This window comes from Bacillus benzoevorans (assembly GCF_014207535.1).
GTDB lineage: Bacteria > Bacillota > Bacilli > Bacillales > Cytobacillaceae > Bacillus_BD > Bacillus_BD benzoevorans.
The window spans coordinates 106,079-123,243 of the sequence record NZ_JACHGK010000012.1 but is presented as its reverse complement, the minus strand read 5'-3'; the positions used below and the strand labels follow the sequence as shown (position 1 = coordinate 123,243).

Genomic DNA, 17,165 nt, shown 5'->3' with positions numbered 1-17,165 from the left:
ACTATATCCAAGTTTCCATTGCGACCGCTTTTTTGGTCAATGGTCAGAGAGATCTTTCACTTCTATCTACACAGAAAACTATTTTGTCATTTTAAAAGCATCATTAATTGCATTTTCTATTTTATGTTTGTTCATCTGGGCTTTAACATATTTTTTTGTCACATTGATGTCCCTGTGACCAGCGAGGCGGGATACCGTTTCGATATCGACATGATTATCAATCAGTCTTTGACAAAATGTATGTCTTAATTTTTGCGGATTTACATCATATTTTTTGAGCATATATTGCACAGCCCTTTCGGTTAAACGCTCTCCTACATTTGAAATAAATACGGCTTCATGTGAATGAGACTCGAGATACAATTCCAAATACTTTCTGGCCTCTTCTGACAGAGGAACAATCCGATCTTCCTCATTCATTTTGCGGATTCGCAATTCATGCTTCTCTATATCAATATCCGATCGGTTTAGATTGCACAACTCCGAAATTCGAACCCCTGTATGCAGCAGCACGTATACAATCGTGATATTACGAAGGTCTCCGTCTGCTTGCACACTTTTAAATAACTGCGTATATTCTTTAGCAGACAGTGTTTCAATTTCATTGTTTTTTTCAACAGGTTTCATATCTAGGGCAAAAGTAAGCTCGGGTCTTTTTAAAAATTTGGCAAACGTCCGGATGACACCAATCGTCTTATCGATAGTTGTCACACTCTTTTGCTGCTCTTCTAAATAATAGATATAGGATTGGATATCCGACTTTTGTAATTGCTCAATCCCTGATCCCTTCTCTTGAAGCCACTCTTGATACTTCTCTAACTCACGTCCATACGTTTTTACCGTATTGGGTGATTTCTTTTGCTCTTCTAACCAAATGCAAAAATCAAGAATCAGCGGAATAGCTTCAGAAGAATTTTTTTTCAATTTTGAAACCTCCTAATTATCAATTGGCAATATAATTATAACTAATTTCCTATAAGAAGTAAACTTCGACGAAATCTCCAGAATCTGGGCATAAAGTTCTTCTTTTCACCTAACAAATCCTATCGTCCCAACTGCCGCCACTCCTGAAGTCTAATGATAAACATGGCGGATGAGGACAAATCTTTTTACTATTATAGCTTATTTCCACTGTATTTTTCAAATATTTAGAATAATATAAAATTATTTTTGATTTTTAGCGATATTAAAAAATTATTTTTTGAGTAGTGATATTTTCTCTGCTGCGAGAAATCCCTTGCACACGTTCTATATGTAGTTAATAAGGAAATCCTTTTTTAGCCAGCTTTCGATGAAAAATAAAAACCATACGTGATTTTTCAACGTATGGTTTCGCCGAACTTCCTTTTATTATTTAATTCTTTGCAGCTTTTTTCTTACTTTGTCTTGATCCGGCTGTGTCGATCCATCTAACCAAAAACCAAAGACCGCAACAAAAAGGATCGGAATCAAGAAATTGAGAATATAAATGAAATTCATTTTACCCACCTCCAAATAATGAAAACAATGTCTTAAAACCATTATTGCCCCAGAATCTTTATGATAAACTTGCATGTTAGTAGTATTGTTTGAATATTCTAATAATTATATCTATCATAGCACAACCTATGAAATCTTTGCATCTATTTTGTTCACAAAACGTTCAAAATTTTATTTCATTATCCTCTTTAACTTAATTTGATAGATCTGCTAGTTTGTCTCCTCCATTACTTCCAGATATTCTAAAATAATTCATTTAAAGCTGCCATTTCCCTTTCCGTTTCACATTGACACAGAGATAAAATATGATATATTGAGATAGTAATTCTTCACTACTTAAAAGCGTTTAATTACATTAGTAAATGAGATTTTTTATTGTCACAGTTTAATAGTAGATAAAAATAACAGGGTGTGAAGCTCATGAGTGAAAATCAGCATGATTTAAAAAGAGGTTTAAAACCTAGGCATGTTCAGTTCATTGCCTTAGCAGGGATGATCGGAACGGGTATTTTTAAAGGAAGTTCAGAGACATTGAATATGGCCGGCCCAAGTGTTGTGATCGCTTATATGATTGGCGGTCTGCTGCTGTTTATTGTTATGGCGGCATTAGGCGAGATGGCCACTGTTTATCCTAATTTAAATGTGCAGCATCTTATTCATAAAGCATTTGGATTTCAGCCATCCTTTATTGTCGGTTGGCTTTATTGGATCAACTGGGTCGTGGTAACCGTGGTCGAATTAATCGCCGCCGGAAGCTTTTTGCAATATTGGTTTTCTGATGTTCCGTTATGGCTATTAAGTGTCCTTTGTGCAGCAGTGATCATAGGCATTAATCTCTTTGAAGTAAAAAACTATGGAGAGATGGAGTTTTGGTTTGCCAGCATTAAAATCTTTACTTTAATTGCCTTTATTATTTTAGGAGCTCTGATTCTTTCGGGTGTATTCCCGGCATCCTCTACTGTCTCTGTGTCGAATTACACAGCACATGGCGGCTTTTTCCCAAATGGAATCGGCGGTATGCTGGGTGCCTTTTTAGTTGTGATGTTTTCATATGGCGGGGCTGAATTAATCGGAGTAGCGGCAACGGAAACGAAAGACAGCGAAAAGGTCATCCCTAAAGTCATTAAAAGCACCGTATTGCGTGTCATTCTCTTTTACGTTTTGCCTATTCTCATTATCTGCGGGATTATTCCTTGGGATCAAGTGAACGGACAAGATAGTCCTTTTGTACAAGTCTTTAGTTTATCTGGAATTCCGGCCGCGGCACACATGATGAATTTCGTCCTATTAACTGCCGTTTTATCAGCAGCGAATTCCGGTATTTATGCAACTTCTCGAACATTGTTTACGATGGCGCAAAACAAAGAAGCACCAGCGATGTTTATGCAGACAAGCAAAAAAGGTATCCCGCTTAATGGCATTATTTTAACCACTTTATTCATCTTGTGCGGCGTATTCTTAGCCTATATCACACCGGATCAAGTAATTGGCTACTTGATGTCGATACCAGGATTTACAGTTTTAGTTATCTGGATCGGAATCTGCTGTGCCCAGATAAAACTTCGCCCGTATTACCCGCTTAAACCTACTTTTCAGGTGAAGTGGTTCCCATACGTCACGATATTTGGAGCTTTGTCTTTAACTGGAATCTTTGTTGCTTTTATCTTTAATAAAAATAATCTTATTGGAACCATTGTTTGTCTTTCAACATTAGCCGTCTTGTTCATTCTTTCTTTTATTGTCAAGAAAGGGAAGGCGCAAAACCTTAAAAGTACTTCTGTCGCATCAAATGAAGTCTAGGAGAATCTCCTAGACTTTTTCTTATACCTATGATTTGAACAACGCTACATCAGCCTTGTTACCATTTGTATCGTTGTCAGGACCATTCCGATCGCAAAACCGCAAACGGCACCATTTACCCGGATCCACTGCAGATCCTTGCCAATATTATTTTCCACCATATCAATGAGTGTTTCATTATCTAATTTATCTAAATTCTCTTGCACAAGGTCACCGATTTTGTCGTGATTATTTTCAATAAGAATGGCAATTTGCTGCTGGAACCACTGATCGATCGCATCTTGTTGTCCTTTCAGCTTTTCTAATAAATGGTAGATCAATGGGATAATATTGTTCTCATAAAACCCATCGGTTTCGACAAGCTCGATTGCGTTTTCTTTCAGCTGATTCAAGCTAGCGGTTATCATTTGCTCAGGCTCCCAATTTGCCAGGAGCAGCGACTTCCAATGCTCTACCGATTGCAGCAGTTTCTCGTTGCTTCCAATCCCGCTTATCTCGTTCTGGATGTAAGCAAGCAATGCCTCTCGGTTTGGATCTCCCTCCTGCTTTAGGCTTCTTAATATGCTTAAGAGCAGGTTTTGTATAATCCCTCCTAGTTTTTCCTCGTTCAAAATACTTTGCAGCGATTTGATGGCAAATTGCAGAAAACCATCCACTTCAATTTTATTAAGGACATTCATCGAAACAGTCCCTAGTTTTAAAGCAGTTTCGTCCAGCTTCAGCCATGCTTCCGCTTTATCAAGAATATGGTTCAAAGCCTTTTTATCGCACTCTTCGTTTAGTAATGTATCACTGATGGTAACAAGAATTTTACGCATGTCCACCTTAGAAACAGCAGAAAGAAGCTGGTTTTTGACATAGGGAGTAATCCTATCCGCGTCAATATAGTGGAGCATTTCCTTGATAAGCTTGATAACGGCTTTTTTTGCATAATCTGACTCTATTTCTTTTTCAATACTGATGATCATCTTTTCCGAAAAATGGATCGCTTTCACTTTCTCTTGAATGCTTTCCTTCGAAAGCCAGTCATTTTTAATGATTTTTACAATTGCATTCGTCATTCGCTCCCGGTTATTTGGCAGCAACGCTGTATGCGGAATCTTGATGCCAAGCGGATGACGAAATAAAGCCGTAACGGCAAACCAATCTGCTAAACCTCCGACAACTCCGGCCTCAAATCCGCCATGCAATAGTTCTACCCAAGTTACCTCTTGAAATGGCGCTGTAGCAAGAAAGCCTGCCCCCATAATCATGAGTGAATACCTGGCAATTTTCCTTGTCCCTTTCGATTTTTCCAATTTCATTTTCCTCACCCTTACCTGTTATCCAACTGCAGTATATCATTTTAGCCAGTGCAGCAGCGGCATGACTATTACCATCATAAGTATATCAGTCTCTTGAAAAATTTCATCAAAATTGATCGGCTAAATATTCACAAATCCTTTCCGAGATGAGTCGAACAGCGACAAATGGCGGCTGTACGCCCTTCATCCCTTCGAAAGGCAGTCCGAGCCAGAGGATCTGTTCATCAATCATAACAAATGGGAAAGGAAAAGCCTCTTCCTTTCGTTCATTTACCCGAAGACCGCTCCATTCACCGTTCGATATAACCGTCAAATGTACCCGATGACCTCTATTGTTCAATCTTTCCATCCATTGTGCCGATAATACCATGTCCCCCGGTAAGGAAACGATAATAACTTGTTGTGCAGAATCAATGTCATGAAATACAGGTGTTAATTTTCGTGCATGGATCCAGCGCAGCTTTTGCTGCTGGTGCTTGATCCATGTTCCAATTTCTTTCAGTGCCGCCGTCTGTTTCTGCCTTTGTTGGTGTTCAATGAGCTGTCTTAATGTTTTGCTGCGATAGACATGTTTTTGGAAAAAATCCACATGGCTGACATGGAGGAATTTCCCTTTTGTTCTTGTAATCGCCACATTAATCAACCGTTCACTGTCTTTACCCGTCAAGAGCATTCCGGCACGGTTCTGCCCTTCGCTGTCCACCGTATCAAAAATCATCACATCCCGTTCACTGCCCTGGAATTTGTGGACAGTTGCCGCAATCATATCCGTTTCGAGCCGCTCTTTCCCATACAGTTCCTCGATTAGCAGTCCCATTAAATCCGCCTGCGCGCGGTATGGTGTTACATATCCGATTGACTTAGCCCCGGCGAGATACGATTCATGAATCAATTGCAAAGAAATGAGCAGCTGCCAGAGATTATAGCGCGAATTCGATCTTCTGTCACTTAAGCCGTACACTCCTGTTCCGCTCATATCCAAGAGGACGGATGCCCGTCCGGGGAACGGTTCCCTTTGTACCATTTCATTTCGGTTCAACCTCACACTTTCATGATCTCCGACAAGCGAATGATAGATGCAGCGATTGGTGAAGGCTGAAATTTCAGGATGCATGCGCCGCTGTTCTTTTAATAAAAAGAGATGGGGATGCAAACTCCCGCTGGTTAACGAATCGACCACTCCTGAACGGTGAAAGACATCCTCCTTAAGCCATTTAACCGCTAACGGGTCCCGGCTTGAGGCAATGGGCGGCAGTTGTTTAAAATCACCGCAAACAATCATTCTCCTGCCCAGCCCTGCAGCAAATGCCACCTGCGGTACATAGGCCATGCTTGCCTCATCGAGAATGACAACGTCATATTCCTTTTCATAGATGGCACTGTCGCTTGCAGCCTTGGCCAAGGTGGTCCCGATAATAAAAGCTTCTTGTAAATACTTTAATTCTTTTTGCCGGTATTTTTCCAGCAGTCTGGCGATTTTATGTTCAAGATCCAGCAAATCGGCTGAATCTCTTTTACTAAAAGAACGATTAAGATCCATTTTTAACAGACGTCTTTCGTCAAGCAGCTTATTTTTGCTTTGCGAAAGTACCGGATCCCGCTTTTCAATCAGTCCATTTGTTGTGACTGCTTCATAAGGTGACAGCACTTCTCCTGTATTCGAACCATAGCGGAGAATATCTCCTTCCGAAAACCGGCCTTTCTTTTTCACAAAAGCCGTCAATTCCGCAACAAGAACATCGACCGCTTGGTTGCTGTGTGATAGGATCAGAACGCGCTTTTTCTGAAAATATTTATTCGCCGCCGTTCTTGCCAGCGTATATGTTTTTCCGGTTCCCGGCGGACCCCAGACGAAAGTAATCGGATTGTATTTTGACCTTAGGATCAACTCATGAACACCGCTTTTAATTTTTTCAACAGGGTGTTTCGCTTCCATGGAAGGATGCATCAGCCTTTTTATCCTTGCTCTCTTGCGTTTGCTTTTCTTGCTTTCGTCGAGGCGATCGATTAACTGCTGCAGCAGTTCCCATGGATCGTGCGCTAAGATGGCTTCAGAGATCAGATCTCCAAACGATTGTTCCAGGGAGAGGAGGACCCCTTTGCCTTCGGAGGAAAGCACCCTCCCGCAAGCTTCCAGTCCTCCCCATTTGAGCTTAATAGATGATCCTACCGGTATTTTTAAGGGAAATGCCGTATCAAAATAATAGGAGGCCTGCCCATCGTGGGATAACAGCCTTCCATTGGTTATCGTCCACCGGCTTCCCCCGCCAAATTTTTTCAAATGAACGATCTCATGCTGCAGCGCCTGCTGCCATTCTTTTATATACGTTTGCGTGGACATCATGGTTTCCCCTTATTTTCAATTCAAAAAACTTTTTCTGCTTTCATGATTTCTAGAACATATCATATTTGCACCTAAATCTTCAATGAGTTTTGGTATGCAGATGTACAAGCGTGACATATATCGCCTCTTCTTTTCATAAAATGGACAAGACAAGGGAGTTTGGGGAGGAAAAGAATTTGGGACTAACAAATAGATTAATGAAGATTTATGACCATGAACCATGAGATCTCTGTTCACCTTTTGTTGTTTATTGACCGGAGCCTTTTTACAAGGATTGTCCATGTCCCTGTTCTTGTTTCCCCACTCGATACCCTCAGGCGGTGCGGCCGGATTAGCAATTTTATTGAACCACTGGTTTCATTTATCTCTTGGCTTTTCCTTGTGGCTCGCCAATATTGTGTTTTTGATATTTGCCCTCCAGTATTTCGGTTTCACCTGGACGATTCGGACTATATTTTCTGTTGCCGTCACATCCACAACGGTGACGCTTGTTACTTCTCAATTCACTTTACCGCATGTACATATAGGGATCGATATGATCGCCGGCAGTCTGTTATTCGGTATTGGCGTCGGGCTGTTAATCCGCTCAGGCGCATCAAGCGGCGGAATGGTGATTCCCGCTTTAATGATTGCCAAATATAAAAAATGGAGTCCTGGTAAAGTCATGATGATGATTAATATGCTGATCTTTTTGCTGACGGCACTTATTATCGATTATAAAATTGTTATCTTTGCTATCATCTGTCAATTGATTTCAACGAATATCATTGACTACCTTTATACCTTGAAATTTCATCATCTCACCTTCTTATCAGCTAATTGGCGGAAAAAATAAGAAGATCCTAATCAATCAGGATCTTCTTTTCTTTTAGATATTGGTAGATTTCACCAACTGATTCTACAATCGAACATTCATTTGAATCAATGACGATTTCGGGAGTCGATGGGGGCTCATATGGAGAAGAAATCCCAGTAAAGTCGGAAATTTCACCTCTCCTTGCTCTTTTATACAAACCTTTCGGATCTCGGTCTTCACACACTTGCAGCGGACACTGGAGATAAACTTCAATAAATTCATCGGTCTCAAACATTTTCCGGATCGTTTCCCGATCCTCGCGAAAAGGAGAAATAAATGCCGTTAAGACAATGAGACCGCTGTCGACAAACAGCTTTGCTACTTCGCCAATCCGGCGGATATTCTCTTTACGATCCTCTTCTGCGAAGCTTAAATCACGGTTTAAACCGAGGCGGATATTATCTCCGTCTAAACAGAAACTTTTGATTTTCTTTTGAAATAAAGTGTAATCTACAGCATTGGCCAATGTCGACTTTCCTGAACCTGACAATCCGGTAAACCAAAGGACACAGCTCTTATAGCCATTTTGCAGCTGACGATCTTTTTTTGACACGGTAGAATGATGCCAAATAAGGTTGGCTTTTTGCATGGTTCTCTCCTTTACTTTTTCGTCAAAATCTCCCTCAGAGATTAGTTCTGATGCAATCCGCATTCCGTTTTGGAAAAGCCTGCCCAGCGCCCTGAACGGAAATCTTCATTTACTGCAGCAGGCAGAGTACAGGCCGTACAGCCTATACTTGGGTAACCCTTATCATGTAACGGATTATAGGGCAGTTCATTTCGGTGAAGATAAGTCATGACATCCTCCCAAGTCCAATGAATCAGGGGGCAAATTTTTATCTTTTTAAACTTCTCATCTTTATTGATGAATTGGATATGACTTCTCGCAGGAGACTGTTCCTTCCGTAAACCGGAAATCCATGCTTTTTTTTCGCTCAATGCTTCCCTTAATGGAACTACTTTTCTCATATGGCAGCATAGATTGGGATTGGTTTTCCATAATTCATCCCCATACCATTTCTCCTGCTGCTGCAGGTTCATTTGCGGTTTGATGAGGGAAATATTTAAGGATGGATAGCGTTTTCTCACTTTGGCAATTAACTCGTACGTTTCAGAGAAGTGAAGTCCTGTATCAAGAAAGATAATCTTTGCTCCTTTGTTTACTTTATGAATTAAATCCATTAATACGATCCCTTCAGCCCCAAAGGAACAGGAATAGATGATCTCATCTCCATATTCTTGATAGGCCCATTTCAGGACGTCTAAATAATCAGAATTATGACTTAAGGCTTTAACCTGTCTTTCTTCAGTCCAATTTTCATAGGTTAGGCTTTTGTTCATCTAACTCCCCCATTTCTTTCCTTCTCTCATTCTGGATTCACTAATAGAGTAAAGCACGCGTTATTGTCTACTGTCACTTTATTCATATCATTAATATGGCTGTATAAGGAATAGGAGATCATGGCCCGGATCCAAGAACCATGTCCAAAGACTAATAGATTGGAGAAATGCTGATATTTTTTTAAAAAGGATAAGATTCGTTCTTCTAAATGCGCCATGCTTTCTCCTAAAACTAATGTTTTTGGCTCCTCCAGCCACTGCTTTCCATATTCCTCATGCAATTCTTCCTTTGACCGTCCTTCAAATGGACCAAAATCTAATTCATCTAATAATGCATCTGTTTCACTTTTATACCCATACACTTCTGCTGTCTGCTGCGTCCGCTTTAAGCTGCTGGAAAGAACGATATCAAATGGAGCGAGTTTCTTTAGGTACCGCTGGTTGTGCCGGATTCCTTTTGCTAATTCTTTTGAAACCGGTAAAAGACTAATATCCATTCTGCCCTGAAGCTTTCCCATTTTGTTCCACTCTGTCGGCAAATGCCTTATAAAGGTAACTTGCATCCTTGCTCCTCCACAAAAAACGTTTCACTTCTTAATCCGCACCGCTGCGTCTCAAGGACCAGTACTTCACTTATTTTCACATTTCCGACATTCACATTTGCTCCGAGTAAATTTATAAAATACATTTGCTGCTTCGGAGTCGGAGCTTCGAAAATAATTTTCATATAATCCACTTCTTCTACAAGCTGATGGATCAAATTAGATTTAATTTGCCCATTATCCTCGTAAATTCCCGAAGTTCCGGAATCTCTTCCCTCTGTTATGACATATTCACTGCCTGCATCGAGTAACTGTTTCATCTCGTTCACCCATTCAAAAACAGTGAGATTATCGCCTGAATCTTTAGACCCCACTTCAGCGATAACATGAAAGTCTTGCTTGATTTCAGAAATCAGTTTAAGGCGTTCATGAAGGGGAATATCAATGGTGCCATTTGAAACTTCAACCCATTCGATCCCTAAATCAGTCAAACTCCTTAAGTATTGGGGCAATTTGTTTTGGTAATAGCATTTTTCAAATAAAGTCCCGCCGCAATAAGGTTTAATGCCGAACTGCTTATACAGGTCAATCTTTTTTTGCAAAATGGGTGTCACATACGCCGAGCCAATTCCTATTTTTGCAATATCGATAAAGGAAGAATAATCCTCTAATATATGGGTCAACTCACCAATGGATGTGCCTAAATCAATAATGGAAGTCAGGCCGTACGTTCGCTCTCCTGAAGTCCGTTGTGGTAAGTCTAAATAGTCCAAAATCAAACGCCTCCTCTATTTTTCTATGATAGATTATGCAGAGACTGGGTGAATGTGTAGATATTGGGCTCATGCCGATTTTGTCATAGAGGAAATGAACTTGTATAAACCATGATCAATTGTCAAACAATAGAAGAGATATTTTGAAAGTCAGGGGTGTAAATCATTGCCAAAGCAAAAACATAAAGGCTTAACCATACTCGCAATCGGTTCAATCCCGCTTATTCTCGTGTTAGGAAATTCAATGCTGATTCCCATATTACCGAAAATGAAATCAGAGTTGGACATTTCTCAATTTCAAGTCAGTTTAATTATTTCCGTTTTCTCTATTGCCGCTGCGATTTCCATTCCTATATTAGGCTATTTATCTGACCGTTTTTCTAGAAAGGCTGTGATTATCCCAGCACTCATCCTTTACGGAAGCGGTGGTTTTCTTGCCGGTGCCGCAGCTGCATGGTTCGCAGGCGCTTATACATGGATCTTGGCAGGGAGAGTCATGCAGGGAATCGGAGCAGCGGGAACCGCGCCGATTGCCATGGCTTTGACAGGCGATCTTTTCAAAGGTGGAGAACAAAGCAAAGTACTGGGACTTGTCGAGGCCTCCAACGGCTTGGGAAAGGTCATCAGCCCGATTATCGGATCATTATTGGCGCTTCTTTTTTGGTATGCGGCATTTTGGGCATTTCCGATTTTTTGCTTTATCTCCGTTTTATTAACGATTTTTTTTATCAAGGAGAAAAAGAAAAACGAGGAACCACCGCCTGTCAGCAAATATATAAAAGGGTTAAGGTCCGTTTTTAAAAGCGAAGGACGCTGGTTATTTGTTACATATTTAACCGGTGCGACCTGTTTATTTACCCTTTTCGGTATTCTTTTTTATATTTCAGATATTCTTGAAACAACCTATCAAAAGGATGGTGTGATCAAAGGCAGCATTTTGGCAATCCCGCTGTTATGTATGACGATTACTTCGTATATTACCGGAAGCAAAATTGGGAAAAACATGCGGCTGATGAAAACCTTAATTATTCTCGGCTTAATTTTTATGACGACATCCTTTGCCTGTTTAATTTTTGTCAAAGGCTTAATCCCTTTTTTTGCTGTTCTCGTTATCAGCAGTATCGGAACCGGTCTGACACTGCCCTGTATTAACAGCTTTATTACCGGCTCGGTTTCCAAAGATAAACGCGGCTTTGTCACATCCTTATATGGGTCTGTCCGCTTTTTAGGAGTAGCCATTGGACCGCCGATTTACGGTACATTAATGGCTTGGTCACGCACAGGAATGTTTTTAGTAACGGGAGGATTGACGCTCGTTGTCGCCCTCCTTTGTCTCCTGCTCATTGACGTGAAAAAGAAAAAACCTTCCAAAAATCAAGACACCTTATTTGAAAAATTACAATTTACTTAAAGGAGCCGGTGAACGTGCAAATATACTTTTCACCCGAGGTCATTACCCCTCATTTTGAAGTATTAAATGTAGTAGATTCTGCACAAAAAGCGGTCGGAACCGTTTCCCTGTTATTTGACGAAAAAAAAATCTATGTATACGGGATTTTGGAGGAACGAGGGGTACGAGAAGATTTTAAAGATTTGTTGACTCCTTATTTAAAAGGGCTGGCTAAGGCAAAAGGAGGAATGGACATTTACTCCTGTCAGTATGTCGGCTGTGAAAAAATTAAGCTGAATGATGAGGAGGAGAATGAATAATATTCGGAGGTGAATTATGGAAAAATTAATGGAAAAGGAAGCGGTCAAACCGAATATTGAAGAAAATGTTGCGTATTTACATAAAGAGCTGGGCGTTGGTAAAAGCTTTGATATTATTCAATTGGAACTTGAGTATGCGGAAACGAAAATGGCGCTTTTTCTTGTCGACGGTCTGGTCAAAGATGACCTGCTCCATTTGCTAATGAAGTTTTTTACTAAAGTAAAAAAGGAAGAAATTGAACCGGACACCCTGGAAAAATTGCTTAAAACCTATATCCCGTATGTGGAGATTAGCACCCAGGATAATTTAAACGAAGTGGTCGATGGTGTGCTTTCAGGTCCCACTGCTCTCGTCGTTGACGGAATCGATCAAGTGATTATGATTGATGCTCGTACTTATCCTGTCCGCGGGCCGGAAGAACCAGATACAGAAAGGGTCGTGCGTGGTTCCCGTGACGGCTTTGTCGAGACCATTGTCTTTAATACGGCCTTAACAAGAAGAAGAATCAGGGATCGTTCTTTAAGAATGGAGTTTATGCAGCTTGGGCGGCGCTCCAAAACCGATATTGTGATCTGTTATATTGAGGATATTGTCGATATGAATATGGTCGAAAAAATGAAAGACAAGCTTTCTAAAATCGACACGGATGGCCTGCCAATGGCCGAAAAAACGATAGATGAGTATATTTCAGGCGGCTTTTGGAATCCTTTCCCGGTGATCCGCTATACGGAACGGCCCGATACGGCGGCGTCACACCTGTTTGAAGGTCATGTCATCATCTTTGTTGACGGCTCGCCATCGGCCATGATTACGCCGGTCACCTTTTGGCATCATTTGCAGCATGCCGAAGAATACCGGAATAAACCATTAAGCGGTGCTTATTTAAGATTTGTCCGCTATTTAGCGGTAATTGCCTCGATATTTATTCTCCCGCTTTGGTATTTATTCAATATTGAACCAGAGCTGCTGCCGAACGGTCTTGATTTTATCGGACCAAATGACAAAGGCCAGATCCCATTGCTAGTGCAGTTTTTATTAGTAGAAGTCGGTCTTGATATGCTGCGGATGGCTGCGATTCACACTCCAACCTCCCTGGCAACAGCCCTTGGTTTAGTAGCCGCCTTAATGATCGGGCAGGTTGCGGTTGAAGTAGGCTTATTTACGAATGAGGTCATTCTCTACTTTTCAATTGCTGCGATTGGAACATTCGCTACTCCGAGTTATGAATTAAGCCTGGCTAACCGATTAATTCGGATCGCCTTATTGCTTGTCACAGCCTTGTTCGGTTCTCCCGGGTATGTTGTCGGTACGATTTTGTTTGTTTTCTTCCTCGTACGGATGCAATCCTTTGGTGTCCCATACTTATGGCCGTTTATCCCGTTTAATATCAAGGCATTCCGTGATGTTCTAATCCGGACCCCGATTCCATTAAAGAACCGCCGCCCGCGTGTGCTTCATCCACAGGATCCGGACAGGTAAAATAAAAGCATGTATATTCAGCAAATTTGACGCTGAATATACATGCTTTCCTGGGATGTCACAAATGAATTATTTATTTTCCTTAGCCACTGCCTGGCAAAGAACCTCTTCAATTTCCTTAAAGACATTGTCAATATGCTGCGAGCCTTCAATATGACGTAAATATCCCTTTTCCTGATAAAAATCAAGAAGCGGCTGCTGCTGCCGGATATTGACCTGCAGTCGCGTTGCAACCGTTTTTTCATTGTCATCATCACGCTGATAAAGTTCGCCGCCGCATTTATCACATACTCCCTCCACATTTACCGGATTGAATATAATATGATAGGTTCCACCGCAGCTGCGGCAAATACGCCTTCCTGTTAATCTGGCCAGCAGCTCTTTTTCTGCCACATCAATGTTCAGCACAAAGTGGATCGTCCGTCCCGTATCGGCTAATATTTGTTCAAGTGCCTCAGCTTGTGCCGTTGTTCTTGGAAAACCATCAAGTAAAAACCCTTTCCCGCAATCATCCTTGGCCAAACGTTCGCGCACAATTCCTATTGTGACTTCATCCGGCACTAAGTTCCCTGCATCCATAAACTCCTTTGCCTTTATTCCAAGTGTAGTTCCTTCTTTAATTGCTGCACGGAACATGTCCCCTGTTGAGATATGCGGAATGTCAAATTTTTCTCTCATTCGTTCTGCTTGTGTCCCTTTGCCTGCCCCCGGCAGTCCCATCAATAATAAATTCATCGTTTTAATTCTCCTTTTGTCATTTTTATCTATATCATCATGAACTCTAATAATGTTCACATTCATGCAATAATGATTCAGCCAGCTGTTTACTGTCTGAATATCCATATAACTTCCAGCCCTCGACGATTTTGTCCATCACCAGGTCGAAATTTTCACAAATGATATCTTCTTTCCCATACATAATGTAGTACATATTCATTTCCCCCTTATCCATTCATAATCAAGAATAAGCAAATCGTTTTAACTTCTGTCCTTTAATAGACCGAGGTTAAACAGATCTTCCAACCAAGAGAATGACATTAGCTGCTGGAGAAGTATACCTAGATGTATAAGGAAACTACTAAGCCTTGAAGTATTTTGAATACTGGAACAAATCAATCATGGGATGGACATCCTCTTTTGGAAGGTTTTCTTGTCTTGCAGTTTGGTTTCAAACGATGAGGAAAGCGCTTTCAATCAAGTTATTTCGTGTTGCTTCTTGTCATTAATTATATAACGATGATGTTTAGATGTCTAAAAAAAAGGATAGAACGGAATATTTTCCGATGAAGCGGATCCTGTGGAAATAGAACAAGATTTTCGTTATAATGTAGATTGAATATTCAGAAGGATGTGAAAACTCAAACGATGAATACTCTTGAGCTGAACAAATTCATGAAAGATTGGGTCCCGCCTGAAGCCTCTATTGCCATTGCCGATAAATCCCAATACATAGATTACATTTCCGGTATTCATGATATAAAAATTCGGCCCGGACAGCCAATCCCTGCGGGGAGTGTCGCTGAGCGGGTGATTAAAGAGCAGGACCGGGTTGAATTTTTGGTGCCGGAGACTGTATTCGGCATCCCTTATTACGGTGTCGGATATCCAATCGAAAACCAAATCGGCTTTCACGGTGCTGTAACCATCATTCTTCCCCCTTCCTTTTCATTAGAAAAAGCAGGTCCCCTTTCCTACCTAACAGGAAAGCAGGGAGAGTTTTGGACACCAACCCCTGTTGCAGAAATTGCTTATATTGAAAGCCACCAAAAGAAAACATGGTTTTATACCGACAAGGGCAAGTACAGCACGATTCAAACACTGAGAGTGCTTGAGGAAAGGCTGCCTGGTACATTCATCCGGATTCACCGTTCCTTTATTGTCAATATTGCTTTTATCCAGCATTTTTCCCGCGATTTATCTTCCAACTTAAATCTAAAGCTAAAGCTGCCGGACACTCCAGAATTAACCGTAAGCCAGACCTATGTAGCGAGTGTCAGGGAGATACTTGGATTTTGAGCAATATTTGGGATTTGCACCACTTTAGGACAGGCTCTGTTTAGTAAAAATGGAGCCCTCTTAATAATTTTTACATATTGAATCCAAATAATGGCGCATGTACGGTTGAAATGAATTTGTTTCACATGCTATCTTCTGTATTTGCTTATAATATTGTTCCGTTTTCTTAATGGCGGACCCTTTCTGACGTTTATCATCGACTTTGAAGTATATATCGTCGACTTTTGCTCAGATTTCGTCTTTTCTAAAAATCCGTTCAAATGCCTTTAAAAAGAGGCATCTCCTCTGCCAATAAATGGAGAGAACATACCTCTTACCTTCACTCTTTCGTTGATGTCATCCCTCCGGAAAGAATAAATTTCATCGCATCTTCCGGCTTCACATCGATAATTTCTACTTTTTCCTTGGGAATTAAAAAAGTCATCCCGGCAATTTGGAATGTCTGCTGGATATAGATGGCCACATGATCTTTTAACGGATTATAGAAGCTTTCCAAATCTTCGGAAGTAATAAAGCCGATCGTTTTTACTTCTGTTCCGGGAATCGTGATAATCGCCACCTTCGAAAATGATTTTTTCTCCCCGAAAAATGAATGGATGGTATCTTTAATCACGGAATAAAGCGTTTTGACTAACGGTATTTTTTCCAGAAGTCTGTCAACAATGCGGAGGATCCTCCCCGTAATAAACTTCGTCGACATCCATCCCAATACGGAAATCAAAACAAACGTAAACAATAGACCGAAACCAGGGATATAATCATCATGCAAAAACGGTTTTAAGAAACTGCCAAGAATTCCGTCAAGAAACATAAATATTTTATAAATGACGAAAATAACTAGAACAATGGGGACAATCGTTAAAACCCCTTTTACAAAATTACGTAAAATACTTTTCATCCTTCTACTCCTTCAAATGCCAAGGTCGTGTGCAGAGGCAGCCCTTGTATCTTCCAAATTCTAATTCCTTCCTGCCAACTCAACTATTATATGTGCGAAGCTGTTTTGCAAGCAAGTGTTATGTATTCGGACAGCTTTTCTCTTTCCAAGCTCTATTCTGTCCGAATCTCCTGCAAAAAAGCAAAAAACATAAAAAGCAGAAGATCTGCTTCGATCCTCTGCTATCATCTCAACCATTATTGCTTCTCCTTCTGCTAATCTCGTATGGTTGGAGATACGTGTAGTTGTGCAGCCGGATCGCTCTACTTGCTTTCATAGTAAGCTAAGTCATCGAGCATCTCCACTTTAAAGGCTACATAAGCTACACCGGCACTTTTTGCTTTTGTTAAAATCAAAGAATGATGATCGTATTCATCCCAAGCCTTAAAATAGACGCTGTCGCCAACACGGCCAGTTTCTTCAAGCCCGATCACATTTGTATAGTAATCTACTGATTTCTCTAAATCTAATACTTTAATTCAATGCGTCCCATGCGCATGATTCTTGCCATCTAATTTCCCCCTTTGTTCAATAAAAGGCGGCCTCACATGAATCACGAGGCCGCCTCAAGGGTATCATTTTT

Annotated in this window: 18 protein-coding genes; 6 read left to right on the top strand and 12 right to left on the bottom strand. The window is 40.7% G+C overall.

All coding sequences use genetic code 11. The features are described from left to right. Positions 1 to 78: 78 nt before the first annotated feature. A complete protein-coding gene (locus HNR53_RS16160; RefSeq protein ID WP_184527861.1) occupies positions 79 to 924 on the bottom strand; it encodes a tyrosine-type recombinase/integrase in 846 nt (281 codons plus the stop codon). 426 nt (positions 925 to 1,350) lie between these two features. Then, on the bottom strand, positions 1,351 to 1,479 hold the full coding sequence (locus tag HNR53_RS23480) for a hypothetical protein (RefSeq protein WP_281391848.1): 129 nt from the start codon (positions 1,477 to 1,479) through the stop codon (positions 1,351 to 1,353). Between the two features lie 420 nt (positions 1,480 to 1,899). Here HNR53_RS23480 and HNR53_RS16155 point away from each other — a divergent pair, with 420 nt between their 5' ends. Then, positions 1,900 to 3,279, top strand: coding sequence for an amino acid permease (locus HNR53_RS16155; RefSeq protein ID WP_184527859.1), 1,380 nt, complete (start codon positions 1,900 to 1,902; stop codon positions 3,277 to 3,279). A gap of 44 nt (positions 3,280 to 3,323) precedes the next feature. On the opposite strand, the gene HNR53_RS16150 is transcribed toward HNR53_RS16155, so the two are convergent. Further along, positions 3,324 to 4,583, bottom strand: a complete 1,260-nt coding sequence (locus HNR53_RS16150) for a DUF445 domain-containing protein (RefSeq protein ID WP_221452359.1) — start codon at positions 4,581 to 4,583, stop codon at positions 3,324 to 3,326. Between the two features lie 106 nt (positions 4,584 to 4,689). Beyond that, on the bottom strand, positions 4,690 to 6,927 hold the full coding sequence (locus HNR53_RS16145; protein ID WP_184527855.1) for a DEAD/DEAH box helicase: 2,238 nt from the start codon (positions 6,925 to 6,927) through the stop codon (positions 4,690 to 4,692). Positions 6,928 to 7,147: 220 nt separating this feature from the next. Here HNR53_RS16145 and HNR53_RS16140 point away from each other — a divergent pair, with 220 nt between their 5' ends. Beyond that, positions 7,148 to 7,762: a YitT family protein gene (locus tag HNR53_RS16140; protein WP_184527853.1), complete on the top strand. Its 615-nt coding sequence runs from the start codon at positions 7,148 to 7,150 to the stop codon at positions 7,760 to 7,762. A 7-nt stretch (positions 7,763 to 7,769) separates the two neighbouring features. Here the strand turns inward: HNR53_RS16140 and cysC are convergent, their stop codons facing one another. From cysC to HNR53_RS16120, 4 genes are read right to left on the bottom strand one after another with little or no spacing between them, the layout of a single operon-like run. Further along, positions 7,770 to 8,372 carry an adenylyl-sulfate kinase gene (cysC, locus tag HNR53_RS16135; RefSeq protein WP_184527851.1) on the bottom strand — a complete coding sequence of 201 codons (603 nt, stop codon included), beginning with the start codon at positions 8,370 to 8,372 and terminating at the stop codon, positions 7,770 to 7,772. A 41-nt stretch (positions 8,373 to 8,413) separates the two neighbouring features. Further along, a complete protein-coding gene (locus tag HNR53_RS16130) occupies positions 8,414 to 9,124 on the bottom strand; it encodes a phosphoadenylyl-sulfate reductase (protein ID WP_184527849.1) in 711 nt (236 codons plus the stop codon). A gap of 26 nt (positions 9,125 to 9,150) precedes the next feature. Further along, entirely contained in the window at positions 9,151 to 9,687 is a 537-nt protein-coding gene (locus tag HNR53_RS16125; RefSeq protein WP_184527847.1) for a histidine phosphatase family protein, read from the bottom strand. Then, complete coding sequence (locus HNR53_RS16120; RefSeq protein ID WP_184527845.1) at positions 9,669 to 10,439, bottom strand: phosphosulfolactate synthase; 771 nt, start codon at positions 10,437 to 10,439, stop codon at positions 9,669 to 9,671. The genes HNR53_RS16125 and HNR53_RS16120 overlap by 19 nt, the downstream gene beginning before the upstream one ends. A 166-nt stretch (positions 10,440 to 10,605) precedes the next feature. Here HNR53_RS16120 and HNR53_RS16115 point away from each other — a divergent pair, with 166 nt between their 5' ends. Genes HNR53_RS16115 through HNR53_RS16105 form a run of 3 tightly spaced genes read left to right on the top strand, consistent with a single transcriptional unit; the run spans position 10,606 to position 13,629 of the window. Continuing rightward, complete coding sequence (locus HNR53_RS16115) at positions 10,606 to 11,850, top strand: MFS transporter (RefSeq protein ID WP_184527843.1); 1,245 nt, start codon at positions 10,606 to 10,608, stop codon at positions 11,848 to 11,850. Between the two features lie 14 nt (positions 11,851 to 11,864). Continuing rightward, positions 11,865 to 12,149 (top strand): hypothetical protein, encoded by a 285-nt coding sequence (locus tag HNR53_RS16110; RefSeq protein WP_184527841.1) that lies wholly within the window; start codon positions 11,865 to 11,867, stop codon positions 12,147 to 12,149. Between the two features lie 16 nt (positions 12,150 to 12,165). Continuing rightward, positions 12,166 to 13,629, top strand: a complete 1,464-nt coding sequence (locus tag HNR53_RS16105; RefSeq protein ID WP_184527839.1) for a spore germination protein — start codon at positions 12,166 to 12,168, stop codon at positions 13,627 to 13,629. Between the two features lie 69 nt (positions 13,630 to 13,698). On the opposite strand, the gene HNR53_RS16100 is transcribed toward HNR53_RS16105, so the two are convergent. Both HNR53_RS16100 and HNR53_RS16095 read right to left on the bottom strand, forming a co-directional pair. Continuing rightward, positions 13,699 to 14,364: an adenylate kinase gene (locus tag HNR53_RS16100; RefSeq protein ID WP_184527837.1), complete on the bottom strand. Its 666-nt coding sequence runs from the start codon at positions 14,362 to 14,364 to the stop codon at positions 13,699 to 13,701. A 46-nt stretch (positions 14,365 to 14,410) separates the two neighbouring features. After that, positions 14,411 to 14,560, bottom strand: a complete 150-nt coding sequence (locus HNR53_RS16095) for a hypothetical protein (RefSeq protein WP_184527835.1) — start codon at positions 14,558 to 14,560, stop codon at positions 14,411 to 14,413. Positions 14,561 to 15,021: 461 nt separating this feature from the next. On the opposite strand from HNR53_RS16095, the gene HNR53_RS16090 reads away from it, so the two are divergent. After that, on the top strand, positions 15,022 to 15,645 hold the full coding sequence (locus HNR53_RS16090; protein WP_246439618.1) for a LytR/AlgR family response regulator transcription factor: 624 nt from the start codon (positions 15,022 to 15,024) through the stop codon (positions 15,643 to 15,645). Positions 15,646 to 15,964: 319 nt separating this feature from the next. Here the strand turns inward: HNR53_RS16090 and HNR53_RS16085 are convergent, their stop codons facing one another. Both HNR53_RS16085 and HNR53_RS23240 read right to left on the bottom strand, forming a co-directional pair. Further along, positions 15,965 to 16,543 (bottom strand): DUF502 domain-containing protein, encoded by a 579-nt coding sequence (locus HNR53_RS16085; protein WP_184527833.1) that lies wholly within the window; start codon positions 16,541 to 16,543, stop codon positions 15,965 to 15,967. Between the two features lie 302 nt (positions 16,544 to 16,845). Beyond that, a complete protein-coding gene (locus tag HNR53_RS23240; RefSeq protein ID WP_246439616.1) occupies positions 16,846 to 17,016 on the bottom strand; it encodes a hypothetical protein in 171 nt (56 codons plus the stop codon). Between the last annotated feature and the right edge of the window lie 149 nt (positions 17,017 to 17,165).